The sequence below is a fragment of the Pseudomonas sp. PB105 genome (assembly GCF_009764655.1).
Classification (GTDB): Bacteria; Pseudomonadota; Gammaproteobacteria; order Pseudomonadales; family Pseudomonadaceae; genus Aquipseudomonas; species Aquipseudomonas cyclaminis.
This window is the reverse complement of the sequence record NZ_RWIO01000044.1, coordinates 1-19,046: the sequence shown is the minus strand read 5'-3', so window position 1 is coordinate 19,046 and position 19,046 is coordinate 1. Positions and strand designations below refer to the sequence as shown.

14 protein-coding genes are annotated in these 19,046 nt (G+C 61.2%); 7 read left to right on the top strand and 7 right to left on the bottom strand.

Annotation, left to right across the window (positions count from 1 at the left end; translation table 11 throughout):
- Positions 1-88: 88 nt before the first annotated feature.
- On the top strand, positions 89-4,393 hold the full coding sequence (locus tag EJD88_RS11505; protein ID WP_158878080.1) for an RHS repeat-associated core domain-containing protein: 4,305 nt from the start codon (positions 89-91) through the stop codon (positions 4,391-4,393).
- A gap of 3 nt (positions 4,394-4,396) precedes the next feature.
- Complete coding sequence (locus EJD88_RS11500) at positions 4,397-4,684, top strand: hypothetical protein (protein ID WP_099586873.1); 288 nt, start codon at positions 4,397-4,399, stop codon at positions 4,682-4,684.
- Positions 4,685-4,826: 142 nt separating this feature from the next.
- Here the strand turns inward: EJD88_RS11500 and EJD88_RS11495 are convergent, their stop codons facing one another.
- Both EJD88_RS11495 and EJD88_RS11490 read right to left on the bottom strand, forming a co-directional pair.
- Positions 4,827-6,410: a rhodanese homology domain-containing protein gene (locus EJD88_RS11495; protein WP_158877995.1), complete on the bottom strand. Its 1,584-nt coding sequence runs from the start codon at positions 6,408-6,410 to the stop codon at positions 4,827-4,829.
- Positions 6,407-7,018 (bottom strand): cysteine dioxygenase, encoded by a 612-nt coding sequence (locus EJD88_RS11490; RefSeq protein ID WP_158877994.1) that lies wholly within the window; start codon positions 7,016-7,018, stop codon positions 6,407-6,409. The genes EJD88_RS11495 and EJD88_RS11490 overlap by 4 nt, the downstream gene beginning before the upstream one ends.
- A gap of 213 nt (positions 7,019-7,231) precedes the next feature.
- Between EJD88_RS11490 and EJD88_RS11485 the strand changes: the two genes are divergently transcribed.
- Both EJD88_RS11485 and EJD88_RS11480 read left to right on the top strand, forming a co-directional pair.
- Positions 7,232-8,137 carry a LysR family transcriptional regulator gene (locus EJD88_RS11485; protein WP_099586870.1) on the top strand — a complete coding sequence of 302 codons (906 nt, stop codon included), beginning with the start codon at positions 7,232-7,234 and terminating at the stop codon, positions 8,135-8,137.
- Positions 8,138-8,244: 107 nt separating this feature from the next.
- Positions 8,245-9,039, top strand: a complete 795-nt coding sequence (locus EJD88_RS11480) for a class II aldolase/adducin family protein (RefSeq protein ID WP_099586869.1) — start codon at positions 8,245-8,247, stop codon at positions 9,037-9,039.
- A 68-nt stretch (positions 9,040-9,107) separates the two neighbouring features.
- Here the strand turns inward: EJD88_RS11480 and EJD88_RS11475 are convergent, their stop codons facing one another.
- The 3 genes from EJD88_RS11475 to EJD88_RS11465 all read right to left on the bottom strand — a co-directional run bounded on the left by EJD88_RS11475 (position 9,108) and on the right by EJD88_RS11465 (position 11,802).
- On the bottom strand, positions 9,108-10,190 hold the full coding sequence (locus tag EJD88_RS11475) for an LLM class flavin-dependent oxidoreductase (RefSeq protein ID WP_099586868.1): 1,083 nt from the start codon (positions 10,188-10,190) through the stop codon (positions 9,108-9,110).
- Between the two features lie 278 nt (positions 10,191-10,468).
- On the bottom strand, positions 10,469-10,933 hold the full coding sequence (locus EJD88_RS11470) for a phage infection protein (RefSeq protein WP_158877993.1): 465 nt from the start codon (positions 10,931-10,933) through the stop codon (positions 10,469-10,471).
- 146 nt (positions 10,934-11,079) lie between these two features.
- Entirely contained in the window at positions 11,080-11,802 is a 723-nt protein-coding gene (locus tag EJD88_RS11465) for a pirin family protein (protein WP_158877992.1), read from the bottom strand.
- Between the two features lie 181 nt (positions 11,803-11,983).
- On the opposite strand from EJD88_RS11465, the gene EJD88_RS11460 reads away from it, so the two are divergent.
- Positions 11,984-12,934, top strand: coding sequence for a GlxA family transcriptional regulator (locus tag EJD88_RS11460; protein ID WP_112195733.1), 951 nt, complete (start codon positions 11,984-11,986; stop codon positions 12,932-12,934).
- Positions 12,935-13,084: 150 nt separating this feature from the next.
- The gene (locus EJD88_RS11455) at positions 13,085-14,554 is read left to right on the top strand and encodes a winged helix-turn-helix domain-containing protein (RefSeq protein ID WP_158877991.1); all 1,470 of its coding nucleotides are present in this window, start codon (positions 13,085-13,087) and stop codon (positions 14,552-14,554) included.
- Here EJD88_RS11455 and EJD88_RS11450 read toward each other — a convergent pair.
- Entirely contained in the window at positions 14,501-17,263 is a 2,763-nt protein-coding gene (locus tag EJD88_RS11450; RefSeq protein ID WP_158877990.1) for a winged helix-turn-helix domain-containing protein, read from the bottom strand. The genes EJD88_RS11455 and EJD88_RS11450 overlap by 54 nt on opposite strands.
- A gap of 58 nt (positions 17,264-17,321) precedes the next feature.
- On the bottom strand, positions 17,322-17,720 hold the full coding sequence (locus tag EJD88_RS11445; protein ID WP_099586840.1) for a helix-turn-helix domain-containing protein: 399 nt from the start codon (positions 17,718-17,720) through the stop codon (positions 17,322-17,324).
- Positions 17,721-17,924: 204 nt separating this feature from the next.
- On the opposite strand from EJD88_RS11445, the gene EJD88_RS11440 reads away from it, so the two are divergent.
- Positions 17,925-18,836, top strand: coding sequence for a LysR family transcriptional regulator (locus tag EJD88_RS11440; protein ID WP_099586839.1), 912 nt, complete (start codon positions 17,925-17,927; stop codon positions 18,834-18,836).
- Positions 18,837-19,046: the final 210 nt, after the last annotated feature.

Genomic DNA, 19,046 nt, shown 5'->3' with positions numbered 1-19,046 from the left:
TTCCTACGAGCGACTCGGAAAGTCTCACCTGAGCAATAACGCCACTGCGTGATTTGATCTCGGTCTTTTCGGACAGGGATCGTTGCACATGACTGATACGCCGTGGGCGGCCCGCGAGGGTGATGCGCTGTTGCACAGCTCAATGCTCGCCGACGTGCTGGGTGGGGTGCTTGAGATTGCGGCCAACGTGGCCGTGACCGCCCTGGCAACAGCGGCCGTGGTGGTGGCGACGGGGATAACCGTGGCGACGGGCGGCCTCGGTTGCGTCATATTGGGCGCGGTCGTGGGGGTGGTCGTCGGCGTCGGGATGAGCAAGGCCGGGGCGGATAAGGGGCTTTCGCGATTATGTGAATCGGTCGCCGATGCTCTGTTCCCGCCGGTAGTCGATGCCTTTATCCGCAGTGGCTCGCCCGATGTGTTCATCAATGGCAAACCAGCTGCGCGTGCGGCCGGAAAAGTTTTGCCTGTGGTGGCCGAGGCTGGCGTTGAGCCGACCTATCTGGATATCGCCGCAGGCTTCTTTACTCAATTGTGGCGTCCGACCGTGGCTGCTCCGGCCACGGGTGCGGTGCCTTGTCCTGCCGATACGGTCGACTGCAATAAACACCCGCCCATGCCGGAGCAGTACCTGGCCGAAGGTTCCAGCAAAGTATTCATCAACGGCCAGCCCGCTGTGCGCAGCGGGGACAGAAGCAGCTGCGAAGCCAAGGTCGGAAACGTCCAGGTTTCATCGAATGTGATCGTCGGCGGCGCGCCGGTGGTGGTCCGCGAGATTCACAGCGGCAAGACGCCGGGCGTCGGCTTGGCCGTGACGGCGCTGCTGGCATTGCGAGGCGGTGGCGCGAAGTTCTTCAGCCAGTTGCCGTGCATGGCGGTGGGTGGGCTGGTGTCGTGGGGTAGCAGCCAGGTGGACCGAGCGCTGACCGCTGCGGTCGCGGGGTCGCCCAACCCAGTGCACAGCGCCACGGGTGCGAAGATCCTTGATGGAAACGATGATCTGGATTTCGCGTTGCCAGGCCTGTTGCCGATTGTGTGGCAACGCTACTACAGCAGCCAGGACGAACGCCGCGAGGGCTTATTTGGCTGCGGTTGGAGTGTGAGCTACGAGGTTAGCGTCGAGATTGGCGCGCATCCCGAAGGCGGCGAGCAACTGATCTACACCGATGAGCAAGCGCGTCGGATCGACATGGGCGCGATTGCATTGGGCGGCGCGGTGTTCAGCGCGGGCGAAGGCTTGAGTGTAAGACGCCATCGTGACGGCCACCTGCTGATTGAAAGTGTCGACGGCCGTTATCGGCTATTCGAGCCCACGCCTGGTAATCCCTTGCACTTGCGGCTGAACCAGTTGGGAGATCGCAATGACAATCGCGTCGTCCTCGACTATGACGATCAAGGCCGCCTGAGTCAGTTGCGCGACCCCCTAAGCGATGTGCGAATCGAACTGGGCTACAGCCTGCAATGGCCCGGCCGCGTGGAGCGTATTGAGCGCCTGTACCTGGATCACAGCCGAGAAACCCTCGCCAGCTACGGCTACGACGCACATGGCGACCTGGCCGAAGTGCGCGATGTTGATGGGCATGTGCAGCGCCGCTTTGCGTACGACAGTGGCCAGCGCATGGTCGAACACCAACTCCCCACTGGTCTGCGGTGTTTTTATCAATGGGCCTGCGTGGATGATTACGAATGGAAGGTGATCAGGCACTGGACCGATGAAGGCGACGCGTACCACTTCGATTACGACCTGTCACGAGGCGTCACGCGGATCAGCGACGGCCTGAAACGCGTCAGCACGCGCCGTTGGAATGCCCAGTACCAGATCACCGTGTATACCGATAATCTCGGCCAAACCTGGCAATTTGAATGGAATGACGAGCGTCAGTTGCTCGGTGCCACCGATCCTCAGGGCGGGCAGTGGGCGTTCGGCTACGACGCCTCCGGCAACCTGTCCAACATCCGAGATCCTTTGGGCCGTATCGATTCCACCGCGTGGCTGGAGCACTGGTCGCTACCGTTGGTAGAGACCGATGCCACCGGACACCACTGGCAGTATTGCTACGATCAGCGCGGCAACTGCACCAGCGAAACCGATCCACTCGGCCACGTCACGCGGTACCGTCATGATGCGTTTGGCCAGGTGATAGAAATCATCGACGCCACGGGCAAAGGCAGCACCTTACGCTGGAATGGAATCGGACAGTTGATCGAGCAGATCGACTGCTCGGGTTACCCCACGCGATTCGAGTACGATCGGCGTGGCCACCTGCAAGTCGTGATCGATGCGTGGGGGGAACGGCAGCGCTATCAACATGACCACCAAGGGCGAATGCTGCAAACCGAAAGGCCCTACGGGCACATCGAACAGTATCTTCGCGACCCCAGCGGCCAGTTGATCGGCTATACCGATGCAGCGGGCCATATCACCCGCTATCAATACGATCGGCGCGGGCAGATGCGCCAGCGGGTCGATGCTCATGGCCGACAGATCGAGTTCTGCTACGACGCCTACGGCCGACTCCAAACCCTGACCAACGAAAACGGCGAAAAATACCGTTTTACCTGGGACCAGGGCGACCGTATTACCCAGCAACAAGACCTCGGCGGTAGCTCGCGGCGTTATACGTACGACGCGCTGCATAACCTTGCCGCCGTCGAATATGTGCCATCGAATGCCGACGCTTCTATCGTCCATTACCTGGAACGCAACGCTGTCGGTCGTCTGTTGGCCAAAGAGACGGAGGATGGGCGAACCGAATACGCCTACGATTTAGTCGACCAACTCACCGCCGTCACTTTCACCGCGAACGATAAGACCACTCAGGCTCTAGCCTTCACCTACGACCCACTGGGCCAACTGCTCACCGAACACAGTGCCGCCGGCAGCCTGAGCCACCGCTACGACGAACTTGGCAACCTGATCCAGACGCAACTGCCCGACGGCCGCTGGCTCAATCGCCTGCACTACGGCAGCGGCCACCTGCACCAGCTTAACCTTGACGGCCACGTTATCAGCGACTTCGAACGCGACCGCCTGCACCGTGAAGTCCTGCGCACCCAAGGCCAGCTCATCACCCGTAGCGAGTACGACCGTTGCGGCCGATTGCGTTCACGTAAATGCAGCCCTACAGGCCAGCCCCGGCAGTTGCCGCCAACCCAACAGAAAACGTTTGAGTACGACCCGGCGGACAACCTGATCGGCCGCCTGGACGGGCACCGACGCCAATTGCTGCATTACGACGCGACCGGCCGGATTATCGCCAGCCAGGACAACGTTCAAGGTCAGCAGCAAACCTTCGCCTACGACGCGGCCGCCAACCTGCTGGACGGCCCGCAAGGGCAGGGTGGGCTGGTCAGGCACGACAAGCTCCTGACCTATCAGGATAAGCGTTACCGTTACGACGGTTTTGGTCGAATGATCGAAAAGCGCAGTACCGTGCGAGGTCTGCAACGCTTCGCGTACGACGCTCAACACCGGCTGATCGAAGTCTGCAGACAGATAAATGGGCGGGAGCAGGTCGTGAAAATGACCTACGACCCGCTCGGCCGGCGAATAGCCAAGACCGAGCATGACAGCCACGGATTTACGCTGGCAGAGACCCGCTTTGATTGGGACGGCTTGCGCTTGTTGCAGGAGCACAAACATACCCAGACAAGCCTCTACATCTATGAAGATGAAGGCTACGAACCCTTGGCGCGAGTCGATGGGATCGGCCCCCAGCAAAAAATCCGTTACTACCACAACGACCTGAACGGTTTGCCTGAGCAACTGACCGAAACCGAAGGGGAAACCGTGTGGCATGCGCGATACCGTGTGTGGGGAAACACGCTCGAAGAGGTGCGCAAGCCGTACTTTATCGAAGAACAGAACCTGCGCTTTCAGGGGCAGTACCTGGACCGGGAGACCGGGCTGCACTACAACACGTTTAGGTTTTATGATCCGGATGTGGGGCGGTTTACGACGCCGGATCCGATTGGGTTGATGGGGGGCGTGAATACTTACGCCTACTCGCCTAATCCCTTTACGTGGTTGGATCCCTTGGGTCTGGCAGCCTGTCCAAAGAAAGTGGACGCCTTACGTAACGGGCCTCAAAAAACAGTCGTGAGGGTTAAGGACAAAAGCGAGGCTAACGAGTTGTTGGACGCAGCATTTCCTGATATCCAGAAAGTCAGGGGTATAGGCTCGCAAGATGCTGGTGGTATAAGAAAGAAACATAAGATGGACCAGTTTAAGAAAAGAGATGGAAAAGCTCGTTATAGAAAAGATTATCCAATTAATAAGGATACCGGGCGTGTTTACGGTCATGACGACCCGAAAGGCACTGGCCATGGTGAACTACCACACGTCAACATTAAGCGCGCTGACGGAACAATGGTTCGTATTGATATCGCGGGTTAAAAAATGAACAAGCTCATTGAGGCGCTAAATGCGGGTAAGCGCAGAGGCTACGAAGAACGTCGCACGATCTGTGGTGAGGAGCTTTTTTTTCAATACGCTATAAAAAAACAAGATGATGTTTACTGTACGTACTTTTTTGCGGTTGAGGTATCGCGCATGGATCTGATTGAGGATGACGAGAATGAAGAGGTAAAAATATTTATAAGCTTGGACGCTGCACTGGAGTATTTGGCCGTTAAAGGAGCTCTTATAGAGAAGTTTTCAGTGATAAGCAGCACATTGCCTTTTTAGTTTAGGGGCAGGCTGCCGTATAGGTTAGAAAGATGCGCGGACGAATTATAATATGTGACATACACCGCGCTCCGTACGAGTGCATTGCATTTTTGTAACGCGTGCCGCAACTCATCTTGCGAAGCGTCGCGGCCGGGAGGGGTCAAATCACATAGAACCCATGCGTACCGTCGCGCGCCAATTGCTCGACCAAGCCGAACTCCCAATCCAGATACGCCTGCATGGCTTCCTTGGGGGTGTCGGTGCCTTCATAGGGGCGGCGGTAGCGGTCGATGCGCGGGGAGGCCAGGTGGGTTTCGCCTTCTTCCAGGGGCAGTTGCGCGTTGATCCAGCCCGCGGTGCCGTCTTGCAGCAGGAACACTTGCCTGCCGGTAATGGCTTCGACTTCGGCCACCGCCAGGCGCGCCAGTTGGCTGCTGCCGCAGGTCAGCACATAGCGCTCGGCGGTCGGTACTTTTGCGAGGGCGTCGGGCAGTTGTGCACGCAGGGCCCACCAGGCGCCGGGGATGTGGCGTTTGACGTAGTTGGCGCTGGCGGTGAAGTCCAGCACCAGGGTGTCGCCGTGGGCCAGCCAGTCGGCGAGGGTGTGGGGGCTGATCAGTTCGGCCTGGGGCGGCGTGGGCACCGGGGCGACCCAGGCGCCTTTTTCGCTGAAGTGCGCCGTCTGCAGGTCGTCCAGTACGTGCACCTCCCAGCCCAGTTGGGCAAGCCAGGACGCGGACATATTGGCGCGCACGCCGTCGTCATCGGCCAGCACCAGCCGTGCGCCACGCACGCTGGCCACGTGATCGGTTTCCTGGACCAATTGGCCGCCCGGCGTGGAGCGGGCGCCGGGCAGGTGGCCGGCGTCGAATTCTTCCGGGGTGCGCACATCGAACAGGTAGGTGGTGCGGCTCGGCTCCTGCTGCCAGCGTTGCAGGTCGCCGAGGGTGGCGCGGCCGACGCGGGCCTTGTCGGCGACGCGGCGGGCGTCCTGGGCAGCGATGTGGCGGTGTTCTTCCGGCGTCGGCGCAAAGCGGCGCGACTGGTCATGGGCGAGCTTCTGACCGGCCAGGGTCCAGCCGATGGTGCCGTTGCGCAGCGCCGACACCGGGTTGGCCACGCCCGCGTTGATCAGCGACTGGGTGCCGATGATGCTGCGGGTGCGCCCGGCGCAGTTGACGATGATGCGCGTGGCCGGGTCCGGCGCCAGTTCACGGGCGCGCAGCACCAGTTCGGCACCGGGCACGCTGATGCTGGTGGGGATGCTCATGGTCTGGTATTCGTCGAAACGGCGGGCGTCGAGCACCACCACGTCGGCGTGGCTGTCGAGCAGGGCCTGCACTTCTTCGGCGGCCAGGGACGGCGTGTGCCGCTCACTCTCTACCAACTCGCCAAAGGCCTTGCTCGGCACGTTCACGTCGATAAACAACTCGCCGCCGGCGCTGCGCCAACCGTCGAGGCCGCCGTCGAGCAGGCTGACCTGGGTGTAGCCCAATGCAGCCAGGCGCTCGGCGGCGCGCACGGCCAGCCCTTCACCGTTGTCGTAGACGGTGACCTGGGTATTGCGCCGTGGGATGCGCGCAAACACCTCCAGTTCCAGTTTGGACAGAGGGATATTCGCGGCGAACAACGGGTGGGATTCAGCAAACGGCGCTTCTTCGCGCACGTCGATCAGGGCGACTTCTGCAAGGTCCAACAGGGCCTGGCGAATCTGCGCGAAACTGCGGGTCGGTACGGTGCTCATAGGGCAGGGCTCTTTTCTTTGGACAAATCCCAGATGTTCGGGAGGTAGGCGTTGGAATAACCGGAGATAAACAGTTTCTCGCTGCCGTCAGGCTGGTACACCGCGCGGCGTACCGCGCCGATATTGGCGCCGTACACGTGAATGCTGATGGACACTTTGTCACTGTGGGCGTTGCTCACCTGATGGATATCGCCGACGTTGGGCGACACCGCCTCGACCTGGCCTGGCACCAGCTCAATGGGCTTGCCTTCGGCGACCAGGCTGCCGTCGGGGGCGCGTTCAAAACCTTGGGAAAATTCCGCGCCGCGCAACATGCCGATCAGCCCCCATACCCGGTGGTCATGAATCGGCGTGGTTTGCCCCGGCCCCCATACAAAACTGACAATGCTGAAGCGCTGGCGCGAATCGGCATGCAGCAAGAATTGCTGGTAGCGCTCGGGGTTGGGTTGGGCGAATTCATCGGGGAGCCAGTCATCATGGCTGACCAGTTGCGCGAGCAGCTTGCCGCCACGGTGCAGCAGGTCACCTTCGCGTGGATTGCCGTCGATCAGTTCCGCCAGGGCGCCAATAAAGGCTCTGAGTCTCTCGGGGTGTCGGGCCTGGGTCATGACAATTCCATCAGTCGGTGTTGATGGGTTTATCTAAGCATAATGTTTATAGTTAATATGCTATTTTTTAATGATTAGCTTATAGCTGAAGGTAATTTAGAACCGGTCTGAATAGCGTTAGACGTTATCGATCACAGCCTGGGCTATTCAGATAACGTTCCTGCAACTATGCTTCGCGCACATCTTAATGACTGTTCTCTATGTGCGGCCCAAATGAAAATTGACGATATCGATGCCTTTGTCGAAGTGATTCGTTGCCAGTCCATCAGCCATGCCGCCGAGTCGTTGCAACTGACCCAGCCGGCCATTACCCGCCGCGTGCAGAACTTCGAGCAGGCGCTGGGGGTGGAGCTGTTCGACCGCAACACCAAACCCCTCAAGCCGACGCTGATCGGCACCCGCGTGTATGAACAATGCCGGTTGATCCTGCGCGAGATGGATGCGTTGCGTGAACTGGTCGCCACCGACGCTCCCCCCACTGGCGTACTGCGCCTGGGCGTACCGCAGACCATCGGCGATGTAGTGCTGCTGGACGCGCTGAAGCTGCTGCGCAGCGAGTACCCCGAGCTGCGCGCCCAGGTCGCGACCGGCTGGGGTAGCCAGTTGGTTGGCAAGATCGAACGCGGCGAGCTGGATGCGGCGGCGGCGTTGTTCCCGGCGGGCAAGATATTCCCGGACAACATCGTTGGCGAGTCCATCGGCAAGATGGAACTGGTGGTGGTGTGCGCCAAGGCGCAGTTGCCGAAGAAGCCGTGCAAGCTGGCGGATGTGTACCAGAATGGTTGGATCCTCAATCCGGACGGCTGCGGGTTCCGCGCTGGCCTGCAGCGCACCTTGTCTGACCAGGGCTTGGCGCTGCGGGTCAACCTGGAGACGTTCGGCACCGAGTTGCAATTGGGATTGGTCGCCGATGGGTTGGGCTTGGGCCTGGTGCCGCGCCCGCTGCTGGAACGCAGTGCGCACCGTGAGCAACTGGCGGTGATGCCGCTCAAGGACTTCAAGCCGGTGATGGATTTGTGGCTGATCTATCCGCACTTCCTGGGCAACCTGCAGGGGCCGGTGGATGCGTTTGGCAAGTGGGTGGCTGCGTCGTTGCACAAGATTCGAGACGCCGCTTGATATGAAAAAAAATAATAATTAGCTTAGATTAAAATGTGCTTTTTATTATTTTTGAGCATCCCCTAGGCTTGCCTGGAAGTCTTTAAGGCCATCCAGGAAGTTTTGCCATGAGCAGCGTCACCTCGATTTCCAGCGTTTCCAACAACGTTCGTCAACGCGTCACGCCAGAAGAGTGGGACGTGCGCGTCAAACTGGCCGCCGCCTACCGCCTGGCGGCCTTGTACAAGTGGACTGACCATATCTACACCCACTTCTCCGCCCGTGTACCGGGCCCGGAGGAGCATTTCCTGATCAATGCCTTTGGCCTGTTGTTCGATGAAATCAACGCTTCCAACCTGGTCAAGGTCGACCTTGACGGCACCATCGTCGACGATCCTACCGGCCTCGGTATCAACTACGCCGGTTACGTGATCCACAGCGCCATCCACGGCGCACGCCATGATCTGCAAGCGGTGCTGCACACTCATACCCGCGACGGTATTGCGGTGTCGGCGCAGAAGGACGGCTTGTTGCCGATTTCCCAGCACTCCATCGCCTTTTCCGGGCGTGTGGCGTACCACGGCTACGAAGGCATCGCCCTCGACCTGGACGAGCGCGAGCGGCTGGTGGCGGATTTGGGCGACAAGAGTGTGATGATCCTGCGTAACCATGGGCTGTTGACTGCGGGCATCAGCGTCGAACATGCCTTCCAGCAACTGCAAGGGTTGGAGCGCGCGTGCAATATCCAGATTGCGGCGCAGGCGGCGGGGAATGCGGAGTTGGTCTTTCCGCCACAGGAGGTGGTGGCGAAGGTGGAAGAGCAGGCCAAGGCGCATAGCAGCGGTGAAGGGCCGGGCGTGGCGCGGCATTGGAATGCATTGATTCGGCAGTTGGAGCGTACGGATACCGACTACAAAAACTGATCCCGAGCCAAATGAAGAATGTGGGAGGGGGCAAGCCTCCTCCCACATTGGTTTTGTAGTGTTCCTGCTTACGCGACCTGTTTGGCCTGTTCGCGTTCAGCAATCAGTTGGCGGGTGAGGGGGATCAATTGCTTGCCGTACTCAATCGCATCATTGAGCGGATCAAACCCACGGATCAGGAACGTGGTGATACCCAGGTCGTAATAATCTACCAAGGCTTCCGCCACCTGCTCTGCGGTGCCCACCAACGACGTGGAATTACCCTGCGCGCCCAGCAACCCCGCAATGCCTGTCCACAAACGCTTATCCAACCTTGAGCCTTGCGCCGCTGCCGCGAGCAACCGGCGCGAGCCTTCATTCGGCGGTTCGCGGCGTACAAAACCGTTCTGTTCGGCCAGTGCCGTGGCTTGCTGCAAGATACTGTCAGCACGCGCCCACGCCAGTTCTTCGGTCTCGGCGAGGATCGGTCGCAGCGACAGGCTGAAGCGAATCGTGCGGCCATGTTTGGCCGCTTCGGCCCGAACCTGGGTCACGGTCTCGCGCACTTGCTCGTAGGTTTCGCCCCACAGTGCGTACACGTCGGCATGCTTGCCGGCCACTTCAATCGCGGCCTTGGAAGAACCCCCAAAGTACAGCGGAATATGCGGCTGCTGTGGCGACTTCACGCTGGAGTGCGCGCCTTCGACCTGATAGTAGGTGCCGGCGAAATCGAAGGGCTGTTCGCGGGTCCATTCCTGGCGCACCACGCTCAGGTACTCGTCGGTGCGTGCGTAGCGTTCGTCCTTGCCAATGTGGCTGCCATCGGCGCGCAGTTCGCGGTCGTCGCCACCGGTGATGATATGCACGGCGGTGCGCCCGCCGTTGAACACATCCAGGGTGGCGAACTGGCGCGCTGCGAGGGTGGGCTGGGCGAAACCGGGGCGGTGGGCGATCAGGAATTGCAGCTTTTCAGTGACGCTGGCCGCATGGGAGGCGATCAGCGTGCTGTCCGGGCTGTTGGAATGGAAGGCCACCAGAGCGCGGTCGAAACCGGCCTCTTCGTGGGCGCGGGCCACGGTTTCCACGTAGTCCGGTTGCAGGGTCGGACCGCTGCGTGGGTGGATTTCGGATGCATGGTGGCCGCCGATATAGCCGATGAATTCGATGCTCATGGTCTGTCCTTGTCGAGTAGGGAGTGTGTACCTCCGCCGGGCAGGGGGTCGGTCATGCTCGTCCAAGGTAGGGGGCGCGACAGCCGCTGTAAAATGCCGTTTGGTTCTATCCTAATTATTAAAATTATGAATTATCTATACGTTATATATCAGCAAATAACATTATTCAGGTCCGCAGCCAGGCGCGTCCAAGCGTTTGCTGGTTGAGTGCACAATTGAACAGACGAAAAAAAACCGGCTGATCAGGCCGGTTTGGGGTGCCCCTCGAACAGAGAGGGTTATACGTGGTTTTCCATCAGGCGATCCGAACCGCCTTCGGCAACACGGTTTTCCATCAGGCGATCCGAACCACCTTCAGCCACACGGTTTTCCATCAGGCGATCCGAACCGCCTTCAGCAACACGGTTTTCCATCAGGCGATCCGAACCACCTTCAGCCACACGGTTTTCCATCAGGCGATCCGAACCGCCTTCGGCAACACGGTTTTCCATCAGGCGATCCGAACCACCTTCAGCGACACGGTTTTCCATCAGACGATCCGAACCGCCTTCAGCCACACGGTTTTCCATCAGGCGATCCGAACCGCCTTCGGCAACACGGCGTTCCAACAGACGGTCCGAACCGCCTTCAGCGACACGGTTTTCCATCAAGCGATCCGAACCGCCTTCAGCAACAACAGGGTGGGCAAATGCGTTTGCAGCGAGTACCGAGAAAGCGAGGCTAAGCAAGATTTGGCGTTTCATGAGGGTGTGCTCCGAGTGTTTAAGTTTGGGTGTTGCCTGGTATGGGTTTGATGTTACGCGTTGCATTTTTTTAGAGAACTTCATTGCGCTGATGGTGACTATCGATGCCAGCGATGGTCCGTTTCGAAGGGCCATCGCCAGGCCCGTCAAGGCATCTGCGGCAGTTCCTGGGGGCGCAGGTCGAATACCAGCACTTCGGCATCCTGGCCTTGGCTGACGTGAATATGCTGCTCGTCACGCACTCGGGCACCGTCGCCTTCCTGCAAGCGCTGGCCGTTGATCTCCACGCTGCCCCGGGCCACGTGGATGTACACGTGGCGATCCGGCGGCAGGTCGAGGGTTGCGGCTTCGGTACCGTTGAACAGACCTGCGTAAACCCTGGCGTCCTGGCGCACGGTCAGCGAACCGTCGCTGCCGTCCGGCGAGATGATCAACTGCAGGCGCCCGCGTTTCTGTGCCTCGCTGAAGTGCTCTTGTTGATAGCGCGGTTCGGCGCCGGCCACGGCGGGCACGATCCAGATTTGCAGGAAGTGCACACCACGGCTTTGGCTGTGGTTGAACTCGCTGTGGGCCACGCCGCTGCCGGCACTCATCAGTTGCACGTCGCCAGGGCGGATCACCGAGCCGGTGCCCAGGGTGTCCTTGTGTTCCAGGGCGCCTTCGAGCACATAAGAGAAAATTTCCATGTCGCGGTGTGGGTGCTGGCCGAAACCTTTGCCTGCGGCGACGCGGTCATCGTTGATCACCAACAGGTCGGAAAAACCCTGCTCGTTGGGGTTCCAGTAGTTGGCGAACGAGAAGGTGTGGAACGACTTCAACCAACCGTGATTGGCGGCGCCGCGTTCGGAAGCTTTGCGTAGGGTCAGCATGGTGATGTCCTCAAGTGGGCGCTGGCTGCGAGATGCAGGGCGCTTGCGTTGAGAAGAAGGTTACTGGTTACTGAAATATTCATTAAGAAGCTGAAATCTGAATAACTGTCTCTCTTAGATTGACAGTCAAAGGCATGCCATAATGCCTCCCGCTTTCTTCCCCTCGATGGATCCTTCTTGTATGAAAACCGTGGCCATGGCGCTGTTCCCGGACTTCCTCCTGCTCGACATGGCCGGGCCGCTCGAAGTGTTTTCCATCGCCAACCGCTACCTGCCGGCGGCGGCGCATTATCAGATCCTTACCATCGGCACCGAACCCGGCCCGTTGCGTGCATCCAATGGCGTGGTGGTGCAGACCGACCTGTTGCTGGAGCACGCAAACGGCGCCTATGACCTCTTGCTGGTGCCCGGCGGCCCCGGTGCCTATAACGAATGCCATCCGGCGCTGCTGCCTTGGCTCAAGGCGGCGGCGCCCCGGGCGCGGCGCTTCGGCTCGATCTGCACTGGCGCCTTTGTGCTGGGCCACGCCGGGTTGCTGGACGAGCACCGCGTGACCACCCACTGGCACTACACCGAGCGACTGATCAAAGCGTTCCCCAAGGCCATCGTCGAGACCGACCGCATCTACCTGCAGGACGGGCGGTTGATTACCTCGGGCGGGGTCACCGCCGGTATCGACCTGGCGCTGTCCATCGTTGCCCAGGACCATGGCAAGCAGGTGGCCGTGGAGGTGGCCAAGGTGCTACTGGTGGTGATGAAACGTCAGGGCGGCCAGGCGCAGTTCAGCCCGATGACGGCCGCCGTGGCGCCTCAGGAAACTGCGATCACCCGCGTGCAGAACCACGTGCTTGCACACTTGGAACAGCCGTTCACCATCGAGTCCATGGCCGCGTTGGCCGGCATGAGTGCGCGCCACTTTGCCCGGCTGTTTGCCAAGGACGTGCAGATGACGCCCATGGCCTTCCTGCAAGGGGCGCGCATCGACCGTGCCCGGCAATTGCTGGAAACCACCGACCTGCCGCTCAAGACTGTGGCGTTTCACGCAGGCTTCGGCAGCGTGCGGCACATGCGCTTTTTATTCAGTGAAAAACTCGGCCTTAACCCTACCCAATACCGACAGCAGTTCAGTTAACGACAGGATGTCCGTCTCGCACACCCGATTGTCCGTATCGCTCCCTGTGCCAGCATTGTCCTGTCATGGGTAGCTGGCAAGAATAGCGTCGAGCCCACGGAAAAGGATGCGCGAACGCCCAAGGCCGGGTGTTTCAGCGCGATTGCAGACATGAACGACCCTCAGGCGATGGACGCGGATAGCACGGTGCGCTTCGGTGCCTATGCCTTTCACCGGCAGCAGCGGCTGGTGAGCAAGGCGGGTTGGCCGGTGCCGTTGGGCGGGCGTGCGCTGGATATCCTCGCGGTGCTGCTGGAGGCGCCTGGGCAGTTTGTCAGCAAGGCCATTCTGATCGAACGGGTCTGGCCGCACAGCGTGGTGGAAGAGAACAACCTGCGGGTACACATCGCCGCGCTGCGCCGTGCCCTCGACGGGCAACGCTTCATCCTCAATGACCCCCAGCGCGGCTATTGCTTTGCCGCGCCCGTGCAGGGTGTGGCTGCGGGGGTGCTGCCCCGGCATAACCTGGCTGCGCGGCTCAGCCCGGTGATGGGGCGGGATGAACTGCTGGGGGTGCTGGTGCGGCGTTTGTCCGGACAGCGCCTGATGACCCTCACCGGGTGCGCCGGCGTGGGCAAAAGTACCTTGGCCCTGGCCCTGGCCGAGCGTGTATTGCCGCGCTACCGCGACGGGGTGTGGTGGGTCGACCTGGCCACCGTCGAGTCGCCGTTGATGATGCTGCGCCACCTGGCCACGGCATTGCACCTGGAACCCAGCGGCAGCGCCACTGAGCTGTGCCGCCAACTGGTTTCCCGGCAATTGCTGCTGGTACTCGATGGCGCCGACCTGCTGCTTGGCGCCTGTCGACATCTGCTGCGTGTGCTGCACGAAAACGCGCCCCAGGTCAGCGTGCTGGTCAGCAGTCGTGAAGTTTTGAAGGCCCCCGGCGAATGGGTGCAGCGTGTGCCCCAACTGGGTGCGCCGGCCCCGTCGGCACTGGGCAGTGTCGAGCAGGCAATGGCGTTTCCCGCTGTGCAACTGTTCGTCGCGCGGGCGTGCGCCGGTCAACAGGGCTTTGTATTGCGAGACCCTGACCTGGCTCCGTTGCGGGATATCTGCCGGCGCCTCGACGGTATTCCCCTGGCCCTCGAACTGGCCGCTGCCCAAGTGGATGCCCTCGGTGTGCGCGGTGTGCAGATGCAAGTGTGCCGGGGCTTGCAGGTCCTCACGCGGGGCCGTCGCACGGCGGTGGAGCGCCACCAATCCCTGAGCGCCGCGCTGGACTGGACCTACCAGCGCCTCTGCCTGCCGGAACGCTGGCTGTTTCTGCAAATGAGCCTGTTCAAGATGGCGGTGACCTTACCCACCTTGAGTGAGCTGGTGGCCGGCACAGAACTGGAGCATGCCGACCTGACTTACTTGCTGACGCGGCTGGTCGACACCTCGCTGCTGAACCTTGAACCCGGCCCCGGATACCCGCGCTATCGCCTGATCAACAGTGTGCGCAGTTATGCCTTGGCACTCCTGCGCGACCCGCAGCAGGTGGCGCGTTTGCAACAGGGTTATGGGCATTACCTGGGGCCGTTTTCAGGCCAGCCGTTTGTCTTGCAACTCGTCGAGCAGGCGGCGTACGCGGATTAGATCCTGGGTGGCGAAGCCCTCGGTAAACCGCGCATAGACGCCACCCAGCAGGTCGCGGGCGGCCTGCACACGGCCTTGGGTGCGCCACAGCCGCGCCAGGCTGTCCGCGCACCGCAATTCCCAAGCCAGCGCGCCTTGCTGGTGCGCCAGGCCCAGGGCTTCAAGCAGCAAGGTTTCGGCTGCCTGTGCATCGGCCATGTGCTGGGCGCGCACGCGCAGAATCTCCGGAGTGCACCAGCCGGCCGCACCGCTTCTGGCGCGCTCGAACAGAGTGTCATTCACCGCGATGGCATTGAAGGTCACCAGGATGTCCTCGACCAACCCCAGCCCCTGCACTTCGGCAATTTGCATCGTGCCCTCGTAGCACTGCGCCCAGGCGTGGAACAACGGCACCGAGTGTTTTTGCGCCTGCTGCAACAGCAGGTCCAGCTGATCGCGGGCCACAACGGTGTCGCCGTTGTACTGGGCGATCACCACTCCGGCCAGGGCCAGGGTGTAGCAGATCGACGTGCCGTGGTTGATCTGCAACGCCAGCGCCAGTGCCTGGCTTGCGGTGCGCCATGCCTGTTCGGGAAAACCACGCAGCCACAGGATACGCGCGAGGATGGTCAGCGACGCCACGCTCTGGTCGTACTGCACGCCAAAACCATGGGTAAACCGATTGAGATGGCCGCTCTGGGCCATGCGCTGGATCACCTGCTCGGCATTGTGCTGCGCCAGTGCCTGGTGGCCGGCGAAGTGCTGCGCCAGCACTCTCAGGCGCTGGGCGCTGAGGTCCAGCAGCGGTGCGGCGTGTGGCCCCAATTGATCGAAATGCAGGCTTTGCTTCAAGGCCTCGCGGTAATTGCCGCCGCACAGGCTGACCGCCATTTGCCCTGACACCGCACGCAATTGGCCAGTCAGGTTTTTGTCCGCTTCAGCCAGGCGCCGTGCACAGGCAAAGGCTTCGATCGTCTGCGACGTCCCCCCTTGGGCATGATAGGAAAAACTGCCGAAAGCCAGCTGCAACGCCATGTGCAAGCGCTGGCTCGGCGCACTCGATTGCGCCAGCCGCGCCAGGGCTTTGCCCACGTAAAGGCCATGCTCACGCAGCAGCGACAGCTCCTGCCATAACGGCATGGCGCTGACCGTGAGACGAATGCCCAGCAAGTGCACGCCCTGGTCGCCCAGGCCCCAGTCGAGGGCGGCACGGATGTCTTCGCGCAGCGGGGCATAGCGGTCGATCCACGACTGGGTCGCGATCAGCTCCCAATCGTCCTGCGCCTGGTCCATCAACGCCAGGCAGCGGTTGGCGTGGCGTTCACGGGTGGCGTCGAGCTCGTTGGCGACACTGAGTTTTTCCAGGGCGTAGGTGCGGGTGATATCCAGCAGGCGGTAGACCATCTCTTCATCGCCGGGCTCCACATTGAGCAAGGATTTTGCGACCAGTTGAGTGATCGAACCGAGCACTTCGGCCGGTGCGATCTGCTCCCCGGCAATCACCGCCGCCGCGCTGGCCAGGCTGAAACCGCCCCGGAACACCGCGAGACGGCGCAGGCAGATTTGCTCGCACGCCGTGAGCAGGTCGAAGCTCCAATCCAGGGTCGCGCGCAAGGTTTGATGCCGGGGCAGGGCGCTGCGCCGGCCACGGGTGAGCAGGCGAAAATTGTCCTCCATCTGCACCAGCAACCCCGGCAGGCCGAAGCGCTCGATCTGCGCCGCCACTAATTCAATCGCCAGGGGAATGCCGTCCAGGCGCTGGCAGATATCAATCGCCAGAGGCAGTTCGGCTTCGCTGAGTGCGAAGCTGTCCTGATGGGACATGGCGCGCTCGATCAGCAGTTGCAGGGCCGGATAGCCCAATGCCTGGGCGCGGTTGCCAGTGGCGGGCGGGCAGGCCAGGGGTTGCAGGCGTTGCACCGACTCGCCTTCGGCGCGCAAGGCTTCGCGGCTGGTGGCCAGGATGTGCAGTTTGGGCGCGTGGCGCAGCAGGGTTTCGCTGATCGGCGCGATGTCGTCCAGCAGGTGCTCGCAGTTGTCGATCACCAGCAGCACTTGGTGCTCTTGCAGGCGGCGCGCGAAGGTGGCCAACGGTTCGTGCTCGGTATGGGTCAGATCGAGCAGGGCGGCGAGGTTGGGCAGGATCATCGACGGCGCGCTGAGGGGCGCCAGGTCCAGCAGCCGGATACCGTCGCGGTAATGCCCGATCAACAATTCCGCCACGCGCAACGCCACGGTGGTCTTGCCGATGCCGCCAGCGCCGGTCAGGGTGATAAAACGTTGCTCGGGCAAATGCTGCACCAACGTGTCGATCAGCGCCTGGCGGCCGAGCATGCGGGTGCGGCGCAGCGGCAGGTTATGGCAGGGGCGTTGGGGCGCGCCTTCGGTGGGTAGGCTCATTGGCTCGATGCTCAGTGGCGCGACAAAACTGTAGCCACGCTGGGCCACCGTGACGATATAGCGCTGCCCGGCCTGGCCATCACCCAGCGCCTTGCGCAACGCCGCCATATGCACCCGCAGGTTGCCGTCTTCCACCACGCTTTTGGGCCAGACCCGGGCAATCAGTTCCTGTTTGCTCACCACATTGCCGGCCTGCTCCAACAGGATCAGCAGGATATCCACGGCCCGCCGTCCCAGGCGCAACGGGCGACCGGCCTCCAGCACCAGGCGCTGGCGCGGGTGGATACGGTAGGGCCCGAAGTGCACGGCCTGATCGCGTGGGTCACTCATGGGTGGCCATGCTCTGGAGAAAGTAAGCGGCCAGCATATTCCAGGTGCGTGCAGACCACTAGGCAGCGATCTCTTGAGGCTTGTGACGCAGTTGGTGGTTTCGCCAGGTCATCGGGTTGACGCCTACGCTGCGAGTAAACATGTGGCAGAAATGCGCCTGATCGCAGAACCCGCATTCCAGGCTGATCTGAGTCAGGCTCAGGGACGATTGCGTGATTAATTCCTTGGCCCGCTGGATGCGTTGCAGGCGTATCCATTCCTGGGGCGACAGCCCGGTGGTGCACTTGAATGCACGGGAAAAATGGCTGCGCGACAACGCGCAGGCCTGGGCCAGGTCGGCAATCGCCAGGCTTTCGCCGAGGTTGGCGAGGATCAATTGTTTGGCGATACGCTCGCGCCGGGGGCATAGGCCGCCGGTAGCGGATAAGCGAGGAGCGCAGTGCTCAGTTCGGGCCATGACGAATATCCGCAGTCGATGGGAGCGTTCCCGGTGAATGGGTGCAGTGTAGATGGCGTCAATCTTGTTGCCGGACCGTCTGGCTGACGAGTTAATCGTTGTTAATTTCGTCAGGTGCAGTCACCGAAAAGACAGCACAGGCATGCAATCAAGCCAGTGTTTTGCGTGCTTAGCTGGCAGTCTGCCAACCGTTTGGATATCGCCATGAACCGCAACGACCTGCGCCGCGTCGACATGAACCTGCTGGTGATTTTCGAGGCGCTGATGTTCGAGAAGAACCTGACCCGGGTCGCCGAAAAACTCTTCATGGGCCAACCGGCGGTGAGTGCGGCGTTGGGCCGGTTGCGCGACCTGTTCGACGACCCCTTGCTGCTGCGCAACGGACGAGGCATGGAACCCACGCCACGCGCCCTGGCGATCCTCAAGGAGCTGCAACCGGCTATGGACACCATCTCCGGCGCGGTCAGCCGCGCCAAGGATTTCGACCCTTCCACCAGCTGTGCGGTGTTCCGCATCGGTTTGTCCGACGACGCCGAATTTGGCCTGTTTCCGCCGTTGCTCAGCCAGCTCCGCGAAGAAGCCCCCGGCATCATCGTGGTGGTACGCCGTGCCAATTACCTGCTGATGTCTGCGTTGCTGGCCAGCGGCGAGATTTCCGTGGGAGTGAGCTACACCACCGAACTGCCGGCGAATGCCAAGCGCAAGAAACTGCGGGATATTCCGTGCAAGGTATTGCGTGGGGATGATGGGGTGGCACCGCTGACACTGGATGATTACTGCGAGCGGCCCCATGCGATGGTGTCGTTCTCCGGGGACCTGAGCGGCAACATCGACCTGGACCTGGCCCGCATCGGCCGCGCACGGCGGGTGGTGCTGGCGGTGCCGCAATTCAGCGGGTTGCGCGCGTTGTTGGCGGGGACGCAGATCATTGCGACCGTGCCGGATTATGCGGCGTGTGCGCTGACTGAGGGCACCACGTTACGGGCGGAGGATCCGCCGTTTGCGATTGATGCGGCGGAGTTGTCGATGGTGTGGAGTGGGGTGCATGACAATGATCCGGCGGAGCGGTGGTTGAGGATGAGGATTGCGGAGCATATGGCGGGGGTGGTTGACTGAGTACATATCCGTTGGTTAGGTAACGGCCGCCTATGGTTCCGCCCTTACGGCGGCTCACTTTTGGAAAGACCCAAAAGTAAGCATGGACTTGCTCCCTCAAAACGTACGCCATAAAGCGAGCGTTAAGCAGTTTGCTTCAGTTGCTTTGCGTAGTCATTAGGTGAGCTGTATCCCAGCGCCGAGTGCAGCCGTGTCGGGTTGTAAAAACCA